Genomic DNA, 18246 nt, shown 5'->3' with positions numbered 1-18246 from the left:
TAACCGCGCATCAGTTGGGATTGAAGCAACGGAGTTGCAGGAGATTGTCCAGCGACACACCAAACAGCACGATGCGAAACACCGGTGCCATCGCCAGCACCAGCAGCAATATGAAAATGGCATAGACCAGAGCCGGCGGGGTCTCTCTAGCGAGCCTGTAGACTGCTTTCCGCATGGACCCTCCCTTGCTTGCAAGCACGCGCCACGGCGACGCCGACAACCAGCATGGCCGCACCCCATAGCAGGAAGCCGATGTCCCAGAAGATGCGCTGCTCGTCAGGGACCGTCTCATTCACCCGATGCAGCTTCAAGATCTCATGGTCCATCACGCCTTCAACCAGATTGAAGATGCCCCAACCGAGCAAGATCGCGCCGAGACACTGGCCGCGCGACCAGTGAATGTCGGATCTGCGCGCCCGTTGCCACAGCACGTACAGGCCGAGCAGCACAACAACATAGGCCGCGCTGTGGAAGATACCGTCCCAAGTCGTGTTGAGCTTGACGTTGTCGAAGGAGTCGAGCGGGTACCAGCCGCTTAACATATGATGCCATTGCAGCAACTGATGAAACACGATGCCATCGAAAAACCCGCCCAGACCAAGCCCGAGAAGGACACCCGCGGAAATCGGGAAGCTGGATGAATTGCTGTCTTGCATGAATTGACTCGTGCGTCGGTCGGCATCTGGATGATGGACAAACCGTCCTCAGTGCTGCCGTTCCTATGATCATGACGCGCTTCCCGTGCCAATAACCTGCGTTAACCTGCCGGCTCATGCCACGATGCCGATAACATCAGGCGGAGCATCGCTCGGCGGTTTACGGCGATGATAGGAACGTTCGAAACGGTCGCAGCGTCTTGTGAATTCAACATTGGAGATTTCATAATGCTGAGGTCCCGCAGCGGGATTTTCGAACGGCCGACCTCATGGGTGGGTCGTTTGCGATGCAGACGAGTCACCTCGCCCTGACGCGCACCGGCAATCCCGACATCGTCAATTTCGCCAATGCAGAGATCGCCGAACAGGTCCAGGTCGCGAGCGCACTCGGAGCAGCGCCGGGATCGGCACCGCTGCGGCCGGATCATGCCGCCCTTTTTCAGCGTCTTCAGGCCACACCGTCGGGTCCCTTCGACCGGATGTATGTACAGGGGCAGATCCGCGGGCACCGTGAATTGCTCGCGCTCAACACGTCTTATTTGCGATCCGGCGGCAACCCCGTCGAACAGCAGGTCGCACAGATGTCGCGGCCGATCATTCAGCGTCACCTTGCGATCCTGAGCAATCTCAGGGAAGTCGGCTAGAGGTTCACCCCAGCGGCAAAAGAGCGGCGGTGGCCGTGTGTGTCGGCCCCGTCAAAGTCTTCGATGATTCGAATCGCGAGGAGCCGATATGGCGTATGCCCTGTTCAAGGACGACGAAAAACTGAGCCGGATGTTTTCAACGAAAGAGGAAGCCCTGAAAAAGGCTGACGACGCTGGTCTGGTCGAAAGCGGCGGCGCTCAACCCAGGCTCGAGGACGACCTGAAGATCAAGCCCTGCTCGCCCGACCCCGAACCTCGAAGCGAGGACGACCTCGATTGGACGCCGGAAAACCCCGCGTCCTGATCGCCTATCTAACAGCCTTTGCAGATGCTCTTGATCTTCCGATCGACGTGGGAATCCTGAGAGTTCTCCGAGCGTATTTCGGCGTCGCCCGGCATTGACGGACCGGGTGTCGCAGTTCCGTCGATCCGTCCGCTGCTGGTTCCTCCCGCAGGATTGCCGGCCCGCCCGACCGTAGTCGATCCTCGCGGACCACCACCGGTCGATTGGGCCGTTCCAGCGGTGTTCGTGCCGGTAGCCGTCGTGCCGCGCGAAGCCGCGGCCGTGTCGGCTGGATTGCCCAGGCTGGGCGATGCACCGCCAGTCTGGTTTGTAGCTCCCGCAGACCCAAGGCCTGCAGACCCAGGACCTGCAGACCCGGGACCTGCAGACCCGAGGCTTGAGGCACCGCCGGCCGACCCAGGGCTTGTAGCACCGCCGGTGCCGCCGCTCGTGCTGCTCGCGCTTGCTCCGCCCGATCCTCCCGAACCACCACCACCGCCGCCGCCACTCTGCGCCGACGCGGCCCCTATCGACGCGGTCGCCAGGAAGCCGATCAGCATCAAGCTCGAAGTTCTCCTAGCCATTGCTCAGCTCCTCTCACGATCATCGTGCGTGTGATGTTGATCGCGCTCACCACCGCCTCCGGAGACGTGTGATTTGCGGTCGTTGGTGGGCGTTCCGGGCGCAGGTCGCTCGTGCTCGCGACCTCCCTTTTCAGGGTGCTTGCGGTCCTGCCGCGAGGAGCCCGGACCACCGAAGCGCTCAGTGTCTGAGTTCTTGTGTGGCATTCATCGATCCTGCTGGTAGCCTTGGTTCGTCGTGTTCTGCTTGATGTTGCCATGACGTCCTTGCGTGTCGAAGTTCTCACGGCCGGGGACTTTTTCGTCCGTCTCGATTCTAGGATCAGATCCGGGTCCCTTGTCGCTGCGCTGCTCTGGCGGTACGGGGGGCATTTTGGTCATTGCATGCTCCGTGTTTAGGTCTCGCGACCTCATGCGCTGGCAATGAGATGCGGCGGCGGTCGTTCCTGATCGATGCTGATGCATGCCCCTAGGAACGAAGGATTCCTGCCCGTGTTGACCCCGCAGTTCATACCGAAGGCTTTCAGTTCATGGTCAAGGATCTATCGCGGAAAACGGAGAAGGACGGAACCCGGAAGCTGATGATGGCGGGATCGGTCGTGGCCGCGGTTCTGTTTGTAGGTTTCATTGTCTGGTTCGCCGTCCCGCAGATGTTCGGGGCAACGGACTATCTGGGCCGCCCCTCCACAGGAGCAGACAAAGGTGCGGCGGCCACGACGGTGGGCACGGGAGTTCCGACGCAGCGCGAAGCCGTCAGCAAAGCTGCCAAGGAAAACCCGGCCGGCAATGAGGACGCGACCGGCGCCCGTGCGCGGGATGTGAAGCAGACCGCCCAGCCGGCTGGCCTCAACGATCAGCAACGCGAGCAGCTCCGCGCCATCATCTCATCGGCGCATAGCCCGACAATGGATCGCCCGAATTTCGAGATGATGATCGGCACTTCCGTGCCACGCCAGACCGAGGTGGCCGACTTGCCGCCCGAGGTCACGCAAGTTCTGAACGGGTTCTGGGGCGACCAGTACCTGATCGCCGGGAATGATCTCGTCATCGTCGATCAGCATTCGCGCCGCGTGGCCGCAATCATCGCTGGGGTACGCTGATCGCGTGCCGCCGCTTCGACAAATTGTAGAGAGGACAGCTTATGCCGAGAGCGAAAGCACCTGAGAACGACCCGAGAGAAACCCCGGCCGACGATCCGCGACAGCAGACCGATTTGCCAACCCACCGGCAGACGGACCAGCCTTGGCAGGGAAATCCCGAGAAGGAGCAGATCGACCCAAAGCGTCCCCCGATCGATCTGGAACGGTGGCAAAGATCGAATACCCACTAGCTGCCACAGCTGCCACGCACGTACCTCGTTCACGCGTCGAGCTCATGGATGGTGGGCCGCAGGTCGCCGTTCTCATCCAGATCGAGCGTTGCCAGCGTGATCGGCAGCTTGAAGCGCCTTGGACCGGCGCTCCCGGGATTCAGGAAAAGCACTCCGTTGATCGTGTTGACCTGCACCCGATGCGAATGTCCTGATATCACCACGTTCACACCGGTTGCCGCAGGGTCGATGGTGAGCGCCTTGAGATCGTGAAGGAGGTAGAAACAACGAGCGCCGAGGTGCACTGTTTCGGTTTCGGGATAGCGCCTCGCCCAACTGCCGACGTCGACGTTTCCCCTGATCGCGGTGACGTGCGCTATTCGGCAAAGCCTCTCCAGAACCTCCGGCGCGCCGATATCACCGGCATGGAGGATATGCGACACCCCCGCAAGACGGTGTTCGGCCTCAGGTCTGAGAAGGCCGTGCGTATCCGAGATCACTCCGATCCTCAACGCCGTGATCCTCAATGCCATGTCAGACCAAGGCTTCAGTGCAGGACATCCAGTGGCACCTTGCCGATCTCCTCACCCTCTTGGTTCGTGACCAGGATGGAAAAATGACGATTTCTGAGTTCGGGACGCACCGCAAGGAGCCTCTTCGCGATCTCCTCGGCGACATCCAGCGCCATGATGTCGTCAGGCAATTCAGCACCTCCCTCGTCTGCAACGGTCTTCGAATCGACCAGATCGAAATGATAGCGCGGCACGTGAACCCTCGAATCCGTCGCAGGAACGCGCGATGTCGAGCCTTCGTTCCGGCGCTCGCACGTCAACTCCTGGCACGTCCGCAGGAACCCTCAGGGTCATCGCGGCATTGCTGTGCTTTTGGAGCCGACACATGCTCGGAGAGTTGCGCGTGCTTGCCCAGCCGGGCGCGATCATCGCCTGTCTCGCCGTCCTGTTGCTGATGGCCGCAGGCGACGCAGCCATCGTGATCGCTGCGAAGGGGTGGCCATTTTAGTCCGGTGATCGATGTCGGACATATCCCTCTTCGGCCAATCGCTCCGATCAGCGCATAGGAACCTTTGTAGGCCTGACCGGTTCCGCATGTGAAGCGGAGTGCGACAAAACGTCAATGCCGGTCTGGGTGCGAAGGGTTTTGGTGTTGTGCATGACGTGGCCGCTTGCTGCGTGCGCGGGCCGGCAGTCGGCGCTTGACCCTCAGGGGCCGCAATCGGGCCAGATCTTGCACACGCTGTTCACCTTCCTCGCTGTAGCAGCGATCGTCTGGACCTCTGTCGTGATCGTCTTGGGCGTCGGAATGTTGCGGCGGAAGCGCGCGGCCGATCGGCCGCTCGATCTTCACCAGGCCTTCGAGGAACGCTCCGGGCGCGTCATTCTTGCGCTTGGGATTGCAACCACCGTCATCGTGCTCGGCCTCTCCCTTGTCAGCTATGCCGGTCAGCGCACCGTCTTTGCCAAGGACGAGAAAGCCCACATCCTGAAGATCATCGGCCACCAATGGTGGTGGGAGGTCCGCTATGAGGCTGACAGTCCGCACCACAGTTTCGTGACCGCCAACGAGATCCGGATCCCGACCGGCCAGCCGGTGAAGGTCGAGCTGGAATCCGCCGACGTGATCCACAGCTTCTGGGTGCCGAGCCTGACCGGCAAGATGGACTTGATCCCCGGGCAGAAGAACGAGCTGCAATTCACGGCGAAGAACGCGGGCATCTATCGCGGGCAATGCGCCGAGTTCTGCGGGATCCAGCACGCCCATATGGCATTCGCCGTGATCGCGATGTCGCCCGACGAGTTCGGCCGCTGGCGCGACCATGAAAACCAGAGCGCGAACAGCCCTACCGATCAGCTCGGCAAACAGGGCGAGGCTCTGTTCCGGGCGCGCGGATGCGCCTTGTGCCACAACATCAGCGGTACGCTGGCGGGCGGGCAGCTCGGCCCGGATCTCACGCATATCGGCAGCCGCACGAGCATCGCGGCGGGGACGCTGCCGAATAGCCCGGCGACGCTCGGCGCCTGGATCGCCGATCCCCAGCACATCAAGCCGGGCAACCTCATGCCGAAGATGCCGCTGCAATCGGACGAGTTGATCGCGATCATTCATTATCTGGAGCAGCTCAAGTGAGCATGGCCGCTGAACCAAATGAATTGCGGGACGACGTCCTGAACGGCCTTCAGCTTTCGACGCAGCTCGAGCGAGTGTGGCGCACGCCGTCTGGACTTATCGGTGCGCTCATGTCGGTCGACCACAAGGTTGTGGGACGTCGCTACATCCTGACCGCATTCGCCTTCCTGCTTCTCGGCGGCATTCTTGCGATCCTGATGCGCATTCAGCTTGCCGGGCCCGAGAAGACGTTTCTCTCGGCCGACAAGTACAATCAGGTCTTCACGATGCACGGCTCGACGATGATGTTCCTGTTCGCCGTGCCTGTCATGGAGGCGTTCGCCGTCTATCTGGTGCCGTTGATGGTTGGCACGCGGAACATCGCCTTTCCGCGCCTGAATGCCTTCAGCTATTGGATGTTTCTGTTCGGCGGCTGCTTTCTGTGGATCTCCTTTCTGTTCAACGTCGGCCCCGACGTCGGCTGGTTTTCGTACGTTCCGCTCTCCAGCCTGCAGTTCACACCGACCAAGCGGGCCGACGTCTGGGCGCAGATGATCACCTTCACCGAGGTCGCGGCGCTCGCGGTCGCGGTCGAGATCGTCGTGACCGTGTTCAAGCTCCGCGCGCCAGGGATGACCCTCGACCGTATTCCCCTGTTCGTCTGGGCGATGCTGGTGACGGCCTTCCTGGTGATGTTCGCGATGCCGTCGATCATGGTCGCATCGACGTCGCTGATCCTGGACCGCCTCGTCAACACCCGCTTCTACGACTCCTCGTCGGGCGGACATCCCCTGCTCTGGCAGCATCTGTTCTGGTTCTTCGGCCATCCCGAGGTCTACATCATCTTCATCCCGGGCACGGGAATGGTGTCGATGATTCTCGCCACTTTCGCGCGCCGCCCGGTGATCGGCTATCTCGTCATTATCCTGTCCCTGATCGCCACCGGCTTCCTGTCGTTCGGCCTCTGGGTTCACCACATGTTCGTCACGGGCCTGCCCCAGCTCGGCGCCGGGCTGTTCACGGCGTCCAGCATGCTGATCGCTGTGCCGAGCGGACTCCAGATCTTCTGCTGGCTGGCCACGCTGTGGGACGGGCGTCCGGTCTACCGGACACCGCTGCTGTTCGTGCTCGGCTTCATCGTAATCTTCGTGCTCGGCGGCCTGTCAGGCGTGATGGTCGCCTCGGTCCCGATCGACACCCAGGTGCACGACACCTATTTTGTCGTCGCCCACTTCCACTATGTGCTGATCGGCGGCGCCGTCTTCCCGCTGGTGGGCGCGGTCTACTACTGGTTTCCCAAGATCACCGGCCGCATGCTCAGCGAACGGCTCGGGCGCTGGAATTTCTGGCTGGCCTTCATCGGCTTCAACGTCGCGTTCTTCCCGATGCATATCCTCGGGCTGATCGGAATGCCGCGCCGCGTCTACACTTATACGGCCGACATGGACTGGGCTCATTTGAATCTGCTGTCCAGCATCGGCGCATTCGTGTTCGCGCTCAGCTTCGCGCTGCTTGTGGTTAATGTGATCTACAGCCTGCGCAAGGGCGCGCTTGCGGGTGACAATCCCTGGGATGCCTCGACGCTGGAATGGGCGACCTCGTCACCGCCTCCGCCGCAGAACTTCGACCGCATTCCGGTCGTCAAACACCGCGATCCGCTGTGGGCCGACAGCGAGAGGCTGCCCGTGGTCGCGGGTCTGAGCGCCGAACGCCGCGAGGTTCTCCTGACCTCGCTGGCGGAAGCCGAGCCGCAGACCCGCGAAGCTTCGCCCGAGCCGAACATCTGGCCGCTGCTCACGGCGATCGCGACCACAATCTTCTTCATCGGGTCGATCTTCACGCCTTGGGCCGTGCTGTGGGGAACGCCGCCGATGGCCGTGACCTTGATCGGCTGGTTCTGGCCGACCGGCAGCAAGGAGGACGAGGAGTGAGACAGACGATCGTCCGCGACGTCTCGGACCTGCCGACTTACGGCTACGGTCCGCGCAGCGGTCCGTGGTGGGGCGCCATGGGTTTCATGGCCCTCGAAGGCATGGGCTTTGCCATTGCCATCGGCGCCTACCTCTATCTCTACGCAGTCACCCCGACCTGGCCGATCGGAGCCTCCCCGCCGGATCTCTGGCCGGGGACGGCCGAGACGGTGATTTATGTACTAAGCATCATCCCGAACGAGTTCACCAACCGCGCCGCACACCGGCAGGATCTCGCGAAGGTGCGGATCGGTCTCATCGTTATGGCCATGATCGGCATCGCGCTGCTGGTCCTGCGCGGCTTCGAGTTCGCGCATCTCAACACCCGCTGGGACAATTCAGCCTATGGCTCCGTTGTATGGCTCATTCTGGGTCTACACACGACTCACCTTGCCACGGATCTCGGCGACACGGTCGTGCTGGCGGTGTTGATGTTCACGCGCCATGCGAAACCGCGCCGGTTCAGCGACGTGACCGATAACGTGTTTTATTGGAACTTCGTCGTGCTCGCCTGGCTGCCGCTCTATGTCCTGCTCGATTGGGTGCCGCGCCTATGACCGAAGCCGAGGGACGTTCCAGACTGCTCTACTGGGCCGGTGTTGCACTGGGGCCTCTCGCATGGGGCATCAATCTGCAAGGGATCTACGTGCTGACGCATTTCTCCTGTGAGAACACCAGGATCAGCGGCGCGATCATGAGTGCGGTTCTGGCTGTCGTCTCGCTCGCGGGCACTGTCATTTCCGCCCGCGCGGTTCGACGCCGCGCGGGGGCTGAATGGACGGATGCGCAAGGCGGCGGGCCACGGACGTTCATGGCCTGGGTCGGCGTCGGCTCCGGCGTGCTGTTTGCGCTGGTGATTGCGAACCAGTTCGCCGCCTCGCTCATGATCAACCCATGCCTGCGCTGAGCCTTGCAGCACTGCTGCTTGCACTGCTCGCGGCGCGGGCCGATGCGCACGGACTGTCGGATGTCGATCCCGGCTCGCTGTGGAGCTACGATCCCTGGCTCATGGCCCCGCTCTATGCCGTCGGTATCGGCTTCTATGTCGGAACTCAGCGGCTCTGGCATCATGCGGGCGGCGGCCGCGGCGTCAGCTTCCGCCAGGTGGCCGCATTCTGGACCGGATGGCTGGTGGCCGCGCTGGCCGTGACCTCGCCACTGCACTGGCTCGGCGAGCGTCTGTTCACCGCGCACATGGTCGAGCACGAACTCCTGATGGTGGTCGCGGCACCGCTGATGGCGTACGCCCGGATCAATGGGCCAATGCTGTGGAGTCTGCCAGCCCGGCTGCGCCCGGCTGCTGGTCGCATGCTCAATTGGCCGATACTGGCGTGGCCGTGGCGTTTTGTCAGGCACCCCCTGAGCGCGACTGCCCTCCATGGCACAGCGCTCTGGATCTGGCATGCACCGCCGCTATATGCGTGGGCGCTTGAGAATACGGCCATCCATCGTCTCCAGCACATCAGCTTCTTCGCAAGCGCGCTGTTGTTCTGGTGGGTGCTGCTGCATGGCCGCGGTCAGGGTCGTAGCACACGAATTCGCGACGGCATCGCTGTCGCGTGCCTGTTCATTACGATTTTGCATTCGGGTGTGCTGGGGGCTCTGCTGACAGTGTCGCCGAGGCTGTGGATCCCAGGCCAGGGCGCTCTCGCCAGCGAATTCGGCCTCTCGGCACTGGAGGACCAGCAACTCGCCGGCATCCTGATGTGGGTGCCCATGGGCATACTCTACACGGGGGCTGCGTTGTTCTTCGCTCATCGGTGGCTGACTGCGAACGGCGAGCATTCCCACCTGCCGCTCCTTCAACATCCGGGCTGAGCGACGCTGCATAGGAACCGCAACTTCTCTTCGGACGTTCGCCTGCCGACTGCGACACTCCACGGAGTTCACATGAAAAAGCGATCCGTCATGGCCGCAACGGCTATCTTCACCGCGGCATTTTTGATGCCTGCAATCTTGAACGCGCAGGACCAACCTCGGCAAGGGATGTCGTGCCCGATCGATCATGACAAGCTCGCCGACATCCTCAAGAAGAGTGTCAAGCCGGGCGGTGGCCCGAGCAACGGAGGTCTCGACAACAACGAATGGGCTGCCGTCGTCGATCGACAGGGCGTCGTCTGCGCCGTCGCCTACAGCGGTAATAAGGCCGATGATCAGTGGCTTGGCAGCCGGGCCATCGCAGCCGAAAAGGCCAACACGGCGAATGCGTTCAGCCTGAAGGACAAGGCGATGGCGACGGCCAATCTGTATGCCGGTGCCCAGCCCGGCGGATTCCTGTTCGGCGCGGCACTCGGCAACCCACCGTCCCCGGAAGCCTTATACGCCGGATCTCCGGACAATTTCGGCACGGCCAACGATCCGATGGTGGGCAAGCCGATCGGCGGCACCATCGTGTTCGGAGGCGGGCTGGCGCTCTATGACGGCAACGGCATCACGGGCGCGCTCGGTGTCAGCGGCGACAGCTCCTGCGCAGACCACAACGTGGCCTGGCGCGTGCGTCACCAGCTCGGGCTCGACCGCGTGCCCGCCGGCGTCAGTCCCAACATGAAGGACGCGATCATCTATGACATCGGCCCCGACGGCAAAAGCCCGTCGGGATTTGGTCATCCCAAGTGCAACGGCAAAGAGGATCAGATCGCAGTCGACCTCGGCGCCGGCGTGTCAGGCAACGTCGTGAGATAACTCGTCGGTCTCACCATTTGGAACCAAGCGAAGGCGGAACGTTTGTAGGTTCGTAAACCGGCCTGCAACGCAGCACGGCCTCGTCACTGCCGTGGAGATCTTTACATATGTTAGTGCGTGGTCTCACGCGTTTGCTGAGCGTGGCGTGCGCCTGCTGGGCGGTGGTGTCGTCCGCCTCGGCACAAACCGATCTGGCTAGCCGGATGAAAGACCCGGCCCAGTGGCCGATGGCGGCGCGCGACTATGCCAACACCCGCTACAGCGAACTCGACCAGATCAACGCGTCCAATGCATCGCTCCTGCAGCTTGCGTGGACGTTCTCGGTCGGCGTCGATCGCGGCCAGGAGGCGGCGCCGCTCGTCGTGGACGGCACCATGTATGTGGTCGGCCCCTATGCGGGCCCCTACCCCAACCGTGTGTTCGCACTCGATGCAACGACCGGTGAATTGAAATGGTCCTACGCACCGAAGCCCGAGCCCGCAGCCGCAGGCGTTGCCTGCTGCGACGTCGTCAATCGCGGGCTCGCTTTCGACAATGGCAAGGTTTTCCTCAACACGCTCGATAACCACACCGTTGCCATCGATGCCAAGACCGGCAAAGAGCTCTGGCATACGAAGCTCGGCGAGATCAACAAGGGCGAAACCATCACGATGGCCCCCGTGGTGGTGAAGGGCAAGATCCTTGTCGGCAACAGCGGCGGCGAGATGGGCGTGCGCGGCTGGGTCACCGCACTCGACGAGAACACCGGCGCGATCACGTGGCGCGCCTACGCCACCGGCCCAGACAAGGACGTGCTGATCGGCGATGACTTCAAGCCGTTCTATGACAATCTCAAGGGCAAGGATCTCGGCGTGAAAACGTGGCCGGCCGACCGCTGGCAGGTCGGCGGCGGCACGATGTGGGGCTGGATCTCCTACGATCCCGATCTGAACCTGATCTACTACGGCACAGCCAACCCAAGCCCCTGGAACGCCAACCAGCGCAGCGGTGATAATCTCTGGAGCGCATCGATCTTCGCGCGAAACCCGGATACGGGCCAGGCGAAATGGGCCTACCAGGTCAACCCGCACGACCTCTTCGACCACGACGAGATCAACGAGAATGTGCTCGTCGACCTCGAGCTGAATGGACTGCCGCGCAAGGTTCTCATCCACCCCGGCCGCAACGGCTATATGTACGTGATGGATCGCGCCACCGGTGAAGTCATCTCGGCGGACGCCTATGAGTTCGTGAACGCATACAATGGCGTCGACCTCAAGACGGGCAAGATCATTCCGAACGAGGAGAAGACGCCGCTCATCGGCAAGACCGTCGAGAACATCTGCCCGACCGCGCCGGGCGCCAAGGATTGGCAACCCAGCGCCTGGTCGCCGCGCACAAAACTTCTCTACGTGCCCCATCAGCATCTCTGCATGAACTTCAAGGCCTCTCAAGTCGGCTACATCGCCGGGACGCCCTATGTCGGCGCCGACGTCGACATGTATGCCGGCCCCGGCGGCTATCGCGGCGAGTTCATGGCGTGGGACCCTGTCGCGCGCAAGAAGGTCTGGGAGATTCACGAGAAGCTGCCGGTCTGGAGCGGCACGCTGGTGACGGCTGGCGACGTCGCGTTCTACGGCACCATGGACCGCCTTTTCAAAGCAGTGGATGCCAAGGATGGGCACGTGCTGTGGCAATTCCGTGCCGGCTCCGGCTTCATCGGCCAACCGATCTCCTATCGCGGCTCCGACGGGCAGCAATACGTCGCGATCCTGTCGGGCGTCGGCGGCTGGCCGGGCGTGGTCGCCAATGCGGAGGTCGATCAGCGCGTGCGCAACGCCGCGCTGGGCTTCACCGGCGCCACGCAGGATCTGCCGTTCTACACCGCTGGCGGCAGCGAGCTGCTGGTGTTCAAGCTCGGCGGCGCGAATGGTGAGGACACCAGCCATGCGCCTTCCAAGTAATCACCTCGGCTACGTCCTTGGGCTTCTTCTCGCGTTCGCGACCACGGCTGCGCCGGCCACAGAGGGCGAGCTTCGCGTCTGTGCCGATCCCAACAATCTGCCGTTCTCGAACAGCGCCGAAGCAGGATTCGAGAACAGGCTCGCGGCCATGATGGCCGAGCATTTCGGCCAGCAGGTCTCCTACACCTGGTGGGCGCAGCGCCGCGGCTTCATCCGTAACACGCTGAAAGCCGGCAGATGCGACGTCGTCATGGGCGTGCCGTCCGGCTATGATCTGGTCGAGACGACGAAGCCCTATTATCGCTCGAGCTACGTGTTCGTCACGCGGCAGGACCAGCACCTTGAGCTTTCGTCCCTGCTCGATCCGCGCTTGCATCACCTTGCGATCGGCGTGCACCTGATCGGCGATGACGGCAACAATCCCCCGCCGGCGCAGGCGCTCGGCGAACAGGGCATCGTTGATAATGTTCACGGCTACTCGATCTACGGTGACTATCGCCAGGCCGATCCGCCGGCGCGCCTGATCGAAGCCGTCGAAAGCGGCAGCCTCGATGTCGCCGCAGCCTGGGGTCCGCTCGGCGGATATTTCGCCCAGCGCTCTCCCGTCCCCCTGACGGTCACGCCAATCCGGGATTACGAACGCTTTGCACCTCAGCAATTCCAGTTCGCCATCGCGATGGGCGTGCGCAAAGGCGACGACGCCTTGCGCGACCGACTGAATGCATTCATCGACGAACACCGGTCCGAGATCACTTCTCTGCTGCGCAGTTACGGCGTTCCGCTGGTGGACCAACCGGTTGCGGTATCGGGAGGACATGAGTGATGTCTGCTCCAGTACTGCGCGCGAGCGCCCTTTCGTTGCTGCTGGCGGTCGTGCCGAATGGCGCGGGGCTGGCGCAGCAGACTTTGCCGCAGTCGCAGGAGGCGCAGATGCCGACGCTGTCTCCCCGCCCGAATTTCGGTGGCAGCGTCGGCAATGGCAGGCCCGGCGTCTTCATGCAGGTTCCGGTCAGTCACCTCCATCCCGGCGCCCAGCCGGACCCGCCGCAAATCAAGAACCCAGTGCAAGGCGATCCCAACGCGCAGCAGCGCGGGATGACTTACTATGTCAACTTCAACTGCGTCGGCTGTCACGCACCCAATGGCGGCGGCGGCATGGGGCCGGCGCTGAGCAACAACACCTTTACTTACGGCTCGCAGCCCGAGAACATCTTTCTCTCGATTTACCAGGGGCGGCCCAACGGAATGCCGGCCTGGGGCGGCGTGCTGCCCGACAGCGTGATCTGGGACCTCGTCACCTATATCGGCAAGATCAGCAACGAGCCGCGCCACCAATGGGGCCGCACCTTCTCGGCGAACCTGCCGTCGCCCGAGGTCGAGCAAGTCCCGAGCGAGCAGGTCTCGACGACCGATCCCTGGTCTGCCACCAAGTCTTTCAATTTCGGCCAGAAGCCCTGACCGGCCGAGCGGAGCAGCGATGGTGAATCCGATCACAAGATTGCTAGTCACTGCACTCCTGGCTACCGCTACCGCCGCCTGCGAGGCTGCGGGTCCGGACAATTTCATAGGCGACGCGCGTCGTGGCACCGACCTCGTCAAGCAGTACCAGTGCGGCGGCTGTCACGATATTCCCGGTATCGCCGGCGCCGAAGGCAATGTCGGCCCACCCTTGCATCGGATCGGCACGCGAACCTACATCGCCGGCTACATCCGCAATTCGCCGGACAACATGGCCGACTGGATCGAGGATCCGCAGAGGGCGTTGCCGGGCAATGCCATGCCGCGAATGGGCATCCCGCAGAAGGACGCGCGGGATATCGCGGCATTTCTCTATACGCTGAAGTAACCATCATGCCTCCGACGCATCGTTCAACGAATTGGTTCCGTGACGCGCCATTGCTGGCCATCACCATGGTGGTCGTCGCTATCATGGGATTGGCCCTCCTGGCTGGCGGTGCCTGGCTCGCGGCCCTCGGTGGCTCCGTCTACTATCTGGTCGCGGGCATCATGCTTCTACTCACGAGCTGGCTGCTCGCGCGCCGCCGTGCCGAGGCGCTCTGGACCTATGCCGCGCTGCTGGCCGGAACGATGGCCTGGGCGATCTGGGAGGCCGGCCTCGATTTCTGGTCGCTGGCGCCGCGCGGCGACGTGCTCGTGCCGCTTGGCTTGTGGCTGATGCTGCCCTTCATTGCCTCCCGCCTGGCGCCCCGCTTGCGCGCAGCGCGATGGGCGCTTGGCCTTGTGCTGGTCGCCGCAGCCATCGCCGTCGGCATTTCCCTGACGAGCGATCGCCGCGATCTTGCCGGCACGATACCTGAGGGCGAAACAAAGGGAGCCATTGCGTCTCCCGAACCGGACCAGCCCGCTGCCGGCCAGAACTGGACGGCCTACGGCGGCAGCGGCTTCGGTACGCGCTTTTCGTCGCTGAGCCAGATCACCAAGGACAACGTCAAGGACCTCAAGCTCGCCTGGGAATTCCGCACCGGCGACCACAAGGGCCCTGATGACCCCGACGAGATCACCAACCAGGCAACGCCGCTCAAGGTGGGTGATCTCCTCTACACCTGCTCGCCGCACCAGATCGTGTTCGCGCTCGAAGCTGCGACCGGAAAACTGCGCTGGAAGTTTGACCCGCAGGTCCAGCACAACAAGGCGTTCCAGCACATGACCTGCCGCGGCGTGGCCTATCACGCGACCAAGCCCGGCGCGGTGACTGCCGACGGCACGCCGGCGCCGAGCGATTGTGCGGGACGCATTTTCGTACCGACCAACGACGGGCGGATGTTCGCGCTCGATGCGCAGAGCGGCGTGCCTTGCCAAGGTTTTGGCAACCAGGGGCAGATCGATCTCAAGCAAGGCAGCGAGATCCAGACACTCGGCTTCTACGAGGGCACCTCACCGCCCGTCGTCACGGACAAGGTGCTGATCGTCGGTGGAGCGGTCATTGACAATTATTCCGACCGCGTGCCGTCGGGTGTAATTCGTGGCTTCGACATCTATTCAGGACGGTTGATCTGGGCCTTCGATGCCGGCAATTCCGATCCGAACGAGATGCCCTCGGCCTCGCACCATTTTACGGCCGGCTCACCCAATTCGTGGAGCATTTCGGCGGTCGACGAGAAGCTCGGACTCGTCTACGTGCCGCTCGGCTCGAGTTCTCCGGATATCTGGGGCGGCGGCCGTTCGCCCGAAAAGGAGCGCTACGATTCGGCATTGATTGCGCTCGATGTCTCGACCGGAAAACTGCGTTGGTCGTTCCAGAACGTGCACCACGATCTCTGGGACATGGATATGCCGTCGCAGCCCAGTCTGGTCGATTTGCGCCTTAACGGCGGCATGACGCCTGCGATCTACATTCCGGCAAAGACCGGCGACATCTTCGTGCTCGACCGCCGCGACGGGCGTCAGTTGGTGCCCGCACCGGAGAAGCCGGTGCCGCAGGGCGCCGCGAACGGAGACCGGCTGTCGCCAACCCAGCCTTTTTCGGAATTGAGCTTCCGCCCCTCGGGCAAACTGACGGACGCGCAGATGTGGGGCAGCACGATGTTCGACCAGCTCGCCTGCCGCATCAAGTTCAAGCGCCTGCGCTATGAGGGGCCGTTCACGCCGCCGTCCGAACAAGGCACGCTGGTGTTTCCCGGAGACTTCGGCATGTTCGAATGGGGCGGCATCGCCGTCGATCCGCAGCGCCAGATCGCGATCGCGAACCCTCAATCGATTCCCTTCGTCTCGCGCCTCGTGCCGCGCGGGAAAGACAATCCGGCCGCGCCGAACGCAGCGCATCCGCCGGGAACCGAGCTCGGCGTGCAGCCGATGTACGGCGCCCCCTACGGGGTCGACCTCGGCATTTTCCTCTCACCGCTCGGCATCCCCTGCCTTGCCCCGCCATGGGGCAACATCGCAGCGATCGATCTCAGGACGCACAAGGTGGTTTGGCAGCATCGCATCGGCACGATCCGCGATCAGGCCCCGCTGCCGCTGCCATTCAAGCTCGGCGTTCCCATGCTCGGCGGTCCGATCGTCACCGCGGGCGGCGTCATCTTCATCACGGGAACGATGGATGACTACATCCGCGCGTTTGACGTTCGCGATGGCAGACAGCTTTGGCAAGACCGCCTTCCTGCCGGCGGCCAGTCGACGCCGATGACCTATGAGGCCGGCGGCAAGCAATATGTCGTCACGGTCGACGGCGGCCACGGGTCATTCGGAACTAAACTCGGCGATTACGTGCGGGCCTACGCGCTGCCGTGATCTGCCTCGGCACGGCTTGTTTGTACTTGCTGACGCCTTGTCCCGGTCTGCCGGCGCGACGCGCAACTGCTGAAGCCAGGAGAGCCACGCCCGCAGCCAGTCCCAGCGCCGCGAGCCCCTGACTGATGATCCCGGCAGGTGGGAGCTGCTTGCGTGACAGCCAACCGCCATCGATCGACGTGCCCTGCGGACCAGCTTCAATCATGGTGCCCTCGCTGCTCTTCGCCGCGCGCGCGCGCGACAGCAGATAGCGGAAGGCAGCTCCCACGATGTTCTCGGTGATCTGCGGAGCCATCGCGTAGGCAATTTGGCCGGCACGGGCCGGCCAGCCCACGGCGACCTCGTCCCGCGGTGCGCGAACAAGGCTGACGAACGTCTCGGCAACGTCCTCCGCCTGATACAGCAGCGGACCTGGATCAAGCGTTCGGCCGGACATATTGGCGCCGTGGACGAAGCCCGGCGTGTCGACCATGGCCGGGAAGACGCCGCAGACATGGATGTTGCGGTGAGCCCTGAGCTCCTGGCGCAAGCTCGCCGTGAACCCGCGCAGGCCGAACTTGCTCGCCGTATAGGCCGCAGCGAAAGGCGTCGGCGCCCAGCCGCCGAGCGAGATGTTGTTGATCAGGATGCCGCGGTTCTGGCGGAGGAAGATCGGAAGCACCGCGAAAGCGCCATGCATCGTGCCGAGGAGATTGACCTCGATCGTTCGGCGATGAAGCGCGATATCCGCGTCCTGATAGGCCCCGAAAACGCCGGTGCCGGCGTTGTTGATCCAGACGTCGATGCCGCCGAAGGCGTCTTCGGCCTCTCGGGCCAGTCGCTGCACCGCCTCGGCATCGGTGATATCAGTCGGGATCGCCAATGCGCGACCTCCGAGCGCCTCGCATTCCGCGGCGAGGCTCGTCAGGACTTCAGCACGGCGTGCCGCCAGGACCACGCTTGCGCCTTTGCCGGCGAAGGCCAGCGCCGCAGCACGCCCGATTCCGCTCGATGCGCCGGTGATGACGACGCGCGTGCCAATCATTTGCCGCGGCTCGGATCCGGAGCCGCCCGCGGGAAGCAGCCAGTGCAGGGATCGCCGGAGGCGCTCGGTTCCGTCCGCTTCGAACCAGTCGCCGTGCGCGAAGATCACCCGCTCCGGAGAGAGCCGTATGAGCCGCTCCGCCGCCGACCGGACGGAACGACCGCCGAGGCGCAGCAGGAGCCGCAGATAGACCGGCGCCATGCCGTTCGGCTTGGAAATGCCGAGGAGGTTTGCCGCCGCCTCGTTCGGCGCGCTGAGATCATTGGGATCGAGATTTTGCACGAGATCCGTCAGGATCAATGTCCGGCTGCGCTTGTCGAACAGCTCGATCTCGGAGAACATCGGAGCATTCAGCGAGACGGCCTCGAGGTTGGCCCTCCATTCCTCAGGCGTTGTGTCTCCCAACTCGCGGTCGATGCGGATGCGTGCCGCCCGCACTTGCCTGCGCGCCGAAAGGCCGCGCGCCGCGAAAACCGTCACCTGCGGCAGCTCGCTCTGCCACTCGGACAGGAACATCCAGTGCGCGATATTCGGCGCGAGCAAGTACCTTATCGTCCCAAGCCGCTCCAGCTCACCGCGGAGAGCCGGCGAATATCTCACCGGCGAATGCAGCACGAGATCGCCATTCGAGAGCCGAATGACGGTCATACGCACCGGGAGTTTCAGACCGGCGGCGCTGATCGGCGCGTCGTCCACGACCCAGATATCGTCCGTCGCTCGCGACAAACGGGCGGTCGACAAGGTGGCGTCGGAACTTTGCATGAGCGTCTTCCATCGCA

22 protein-coding genes are annotated in these 18246 nt (G+C 63.2%); 16 read left to right on the top strand and 6 right to left on the bottom strand.

Going from position 1 to position 18246, the window contains the following annotated elements:
- Window positions 1–10: 10 nt before the first annotated feature.
- Both AC0L2F_RS24980 and AC0L2F_RS24975 read right to left on the bottom strand, forming a co-directional pair.
- A complete protein-coding gene (locus AC0L2F_RS24980; protein WP_473250197.1) occupies window positions 11–175 on the bottom strand; it encodes a hypothetical protein in 165 nt (54 codons plus the stop codon).
- Window positions 147–656, bottom strand: a complete 510-nt coding sequence (locus tag AC0L2F_RS24975) for a DUF2243 domain-containing protein (protein ID WP_473250196.1) — start codon at window positions 654–656, stop codon at window positions 147–149. The genes AC0L2F_RS24980 and AC0L2F_RS24975 overlap by 29 nt, the downstream gene beginning before the upstream one ends.
- A 269-nt stretch (window positions 657–925) precedes the next feature.
- Here AC0L2F_RS24975 and AC0L2F_RS24970 point away from each other — a divergent pair, with 269 nt between their 5' ends.
- Both AC0L2F_RS24970 and AC0L2F_RS24965 read left to right on the top strand, forming a co-directional pair.
- Window positions 926–1300 (top strand): DUF4142 domain-containing protein, encoded by a 375-nt coding sequence (locus AC0L2F_RS24970; protein WP_473250195.1) that lies wholly within the window; start codon window positions 926–928, stop codon window positions 1298–1300.
- An 88-nt stretch (window positions 1301–1388) separates the two neighbouring features.
- Window positions 1389–1604, top strand: coding sequence for a hypothetical protein (locus AC0L2F_RS24965; RefSeq protein ID WP_473250194.1), 216 nt, complete (start codon window positions 1389–1391; stop codon window positions 1602–1604).
- Window positions 1605–2371: 767 nt separating this feature from the next.
- Here AC0L2F_RS24965 and AC0L2F_RS24960 read toward each other — a convergent pair.
- Window positions 2372–2545 carry a hypothetical protein gene (locus tag AC0L2F_RS24960; RefSeq protein WP_197031172.1) on the bottom strand — a complete coding sequence of 58 codons (174 nt, stop codon included), beginning with the start codon at window positions 2543–2545 and terminating at the stop codon, window positions 2372–2374.
- Window positions 2546–2694: 149 nt separating this feature from the next.
- On the opposite strand from AC0L2F_RS24960, the gene AC0L2F_RS24955 reads away from it, so the two are divergent.
- Window positions 2695–3264 (top strand): DUF1236 domain-containing protein, encoded by a 570-nt coding sequence (locus AC0L2F_RS24955; protein ID WP_473250193.1) that lies wholly within the window; start codon window positions 2695–2697, stop codon window positions 3262–3264.
- Window positions 3265–3305: 41 nt separating this feature from the next.
- A complete protein-coding gene (locus AC0L2F_RS24950; RefSeq protein ID WP_473250192.1) occupies window positions 3306–3494 on the top strand; it encodes a hypothetical protein in 189 nt (62 codons plus the stop codon).
- A 29-nt stretch (window positions 3495–3523) separates the two neighbouring features.
- On the opposite strand, the gene AC0L2F_RS24945 is transcribed toward AC0L2F_RS24950, so the two are convergent.
- A complete protein-coding gene (locus AC0L2F_RS24945; protein WP_473250191.1) occupies window positions 3524–4006 on the bottom strand; it encodes a metallophosphoesterase family protein in 483 nt (160 codons plus the stop codon).
- Between the two features lie 14 nt (window positions 4007–4020).
- Window positions 4021–4239, bottom strand: coding sequence for a DUF6894 family protein (locus AC0L2F_RS24940; protein ID WP_007613137.1), 219 nt, complete (start codon window positions 4237–4239; stop codon window positions 4021–4023).
- 131 nt (window positions 4240–4370) lie between these two features.
- Between AC0L2F_RS24940 and AC0L2F_RS24935 the strand changes: the two genes are divergently transcribed.
- The 12 genes from AC0L2F_RS24935 to AC0L2F_RS24880 all read left to right on the top strand — a co-directional run bounded on the left by AC0L2F_RS24935 (window position 4371) and on the right by AC0L2F_RS24880 (window position 16443).
- Window positions 4371–4493, top strand: a complete 123-nt coding sequence (locus tag AC0L2F_RS24935) for a hypothetical protein (RefSeq protein WP_007613138.1) — start codon at window positions 4371–4373, stop codon at window positions 4491–4493.
- Window positions 4494–4643: 150 nt separating this feature from the next.
- Window positions 4644–5618, top strand: coding sequence for a cytochrome c oxidase subunit II (gene coxB, locus AC0L2F_RS24930; RefSeq protein ID WP_473250190.1), 975 nt, complete (start codon window positions 4644–4646; stop codon window positions 5616–5618).
- Between the two features lie 2 nt (window positions 5619–5620).
- Window positions 5621–7528, top strand: a complete 1908-nt coding sequence (gene ctaD / locus AC0L2F_RS24925; protein WP_473250189.1) for a cytochrome c oxidase subunit I — start codon at window positions 5621–5623, stop codon at window positions 7526–7528.
- Complete coding sequence (locus AC0L2F_RS24920) at window positions 7525–8124, top strand: cytochrome c oxidase subunit 3 (protein ID WP_473250188.1); 600 nt, start codon at window positions 7525–7527, stop codon at window positions 8122–8124. The genes ctaD and AC0L2F_RS24920 overlap by 4 nt, the downstream gene beginning before the upstream one ends.
- On the top strand, window positions 8121–8474 hold the full coding sequence (locus AC0L2F_RS24915) for a hypothetical protein (RefSeq protein WP_473250187.1): 354 nt from the start codon (window positions 8121–8123) through the stop codon (window positions 8472–8474). Before AC0L2F_RS24920 ends, AC0L2F_RS24915 begins: the two co-directional genes overlap by 4 nt.
- On the top strand, window positions 8462–9385 hold the full coding sequence (locus AC0L2F_RS24910; protein WP_473250186.1) for a cytochrome c oxidase assembly protein: 924 nt from the start codon (window positions 8462–8464) through the stop codon (window positions 9383–9385). Before AC0L2F_RS24915 ends, AC0L2F_RS24910 begins: the two co-directional genes overlap by 13 nt.
- Window positions 9386–9457: 72 nt before the next feature.
- A complete protein-coding gene (locus AC0L2F_RS24905; RefSeq protein WP_473250185.1) occupies window positions 9458–10249 on the top strand; it encodes a GlcG/HbpS family heme-binding protein in 792 nt (263 codons plus the stop codon).
- A gap of 107 nt (window positions 10250–10356) precedes the next feature.
- Window positions 10357–12192 carry a methanol/ethanol family PQQ-dependent dehydrogenase gene (locus AC0L2F_RS24900; protein WP_473250184.1) on the top strand — a complete coding sequence of 612 codons (1836 nt, stop codon included), beginning with the start codon at window positions 10357–10359 and terminating at the stop codon, window positions 12190–12192.
- Window positions 12176–13015: a substrate-binding domain-containing protein gene (locus AC0L2F_RS24895; RefSeq protein WP_473250183.1), complete on the top strand. Its 840-nt coding sequence runs from the start codon at window positions 12176–12178 to the stop codon at window positions 13013–13015. Before AC0L2F_RS24900 ends, AC0L2F_RS24895 begins: the two co-directional genes overlap by 17 nt.
- Window positions 13015–13650 (top strand): c-type cytochrome, encoded by a 636-nt coding sequence (locus AC0L2F_RS24890; protein WP_007613167.1) that lies wholly within the window; start codon window positions 13015–13017, stop codon window positions 13648–13650. The genes AC0L2F_RS24895 and AC0L2F_RS24890 overlap by 1 nt, the downstream gene beginning before the upstream one ends.
- Before the next feature lie 19 nt (window positions 13651–13669).
- Entirely contained in the window at window positions 13670–14038 is a 369-nt protein-coding gene (locus AC0L2F_RS24885) for a c-type cytochrome (RefSeq protein ID WP_007613168.1), read from the top strand.
- A gap of 5 nt (window positions 14039–14043) precedes the next feature.
- The gene (locus tag AC0L2F_RS24880) at window positions 14044–16443 is read left to right on the top strand and encodes a glucose/quinate/shikimate family membrane-bound PQQ-dependent dehydrogenase (RefSeq protein ID WP_473250182.1); all 2400 of its coding nucleotides are present in this window, start codon (window positions 14044–14046) and stop codon (window positions 16441–16443) included.
- Here AC0L2F_RS24880 and AC0L2F_RS24875 read toward each other — a convergent pair.
- Window positions 16403–18229 carry an SDR family oxidoreductase gene (locus AC0L2F_RS24875; protein ID WP_473250181.1) on the bottom strand — a complete coding sequence of 609 codons (1827 nt, stop codon included), beginning with the start codon at window positions 18227–18229 and terminating at the stop codon, window positions 16403–16405. The genes AC0L2F_RS24880 and AC0L2F_RS24875 overlap by 41 nt on opposite strands.
- Window positions 18230–18246: the final 17 nt, after the last annotated feature.

The sequence above is a fragment of the Bradyrhizobium sp. Ken64 genome (genome assembly GCF_055807555.1).
Note: the sequence above shows the minus strand (reverse complement) of the source record. Positions and strands in the feature narration are given on the sequence as shown.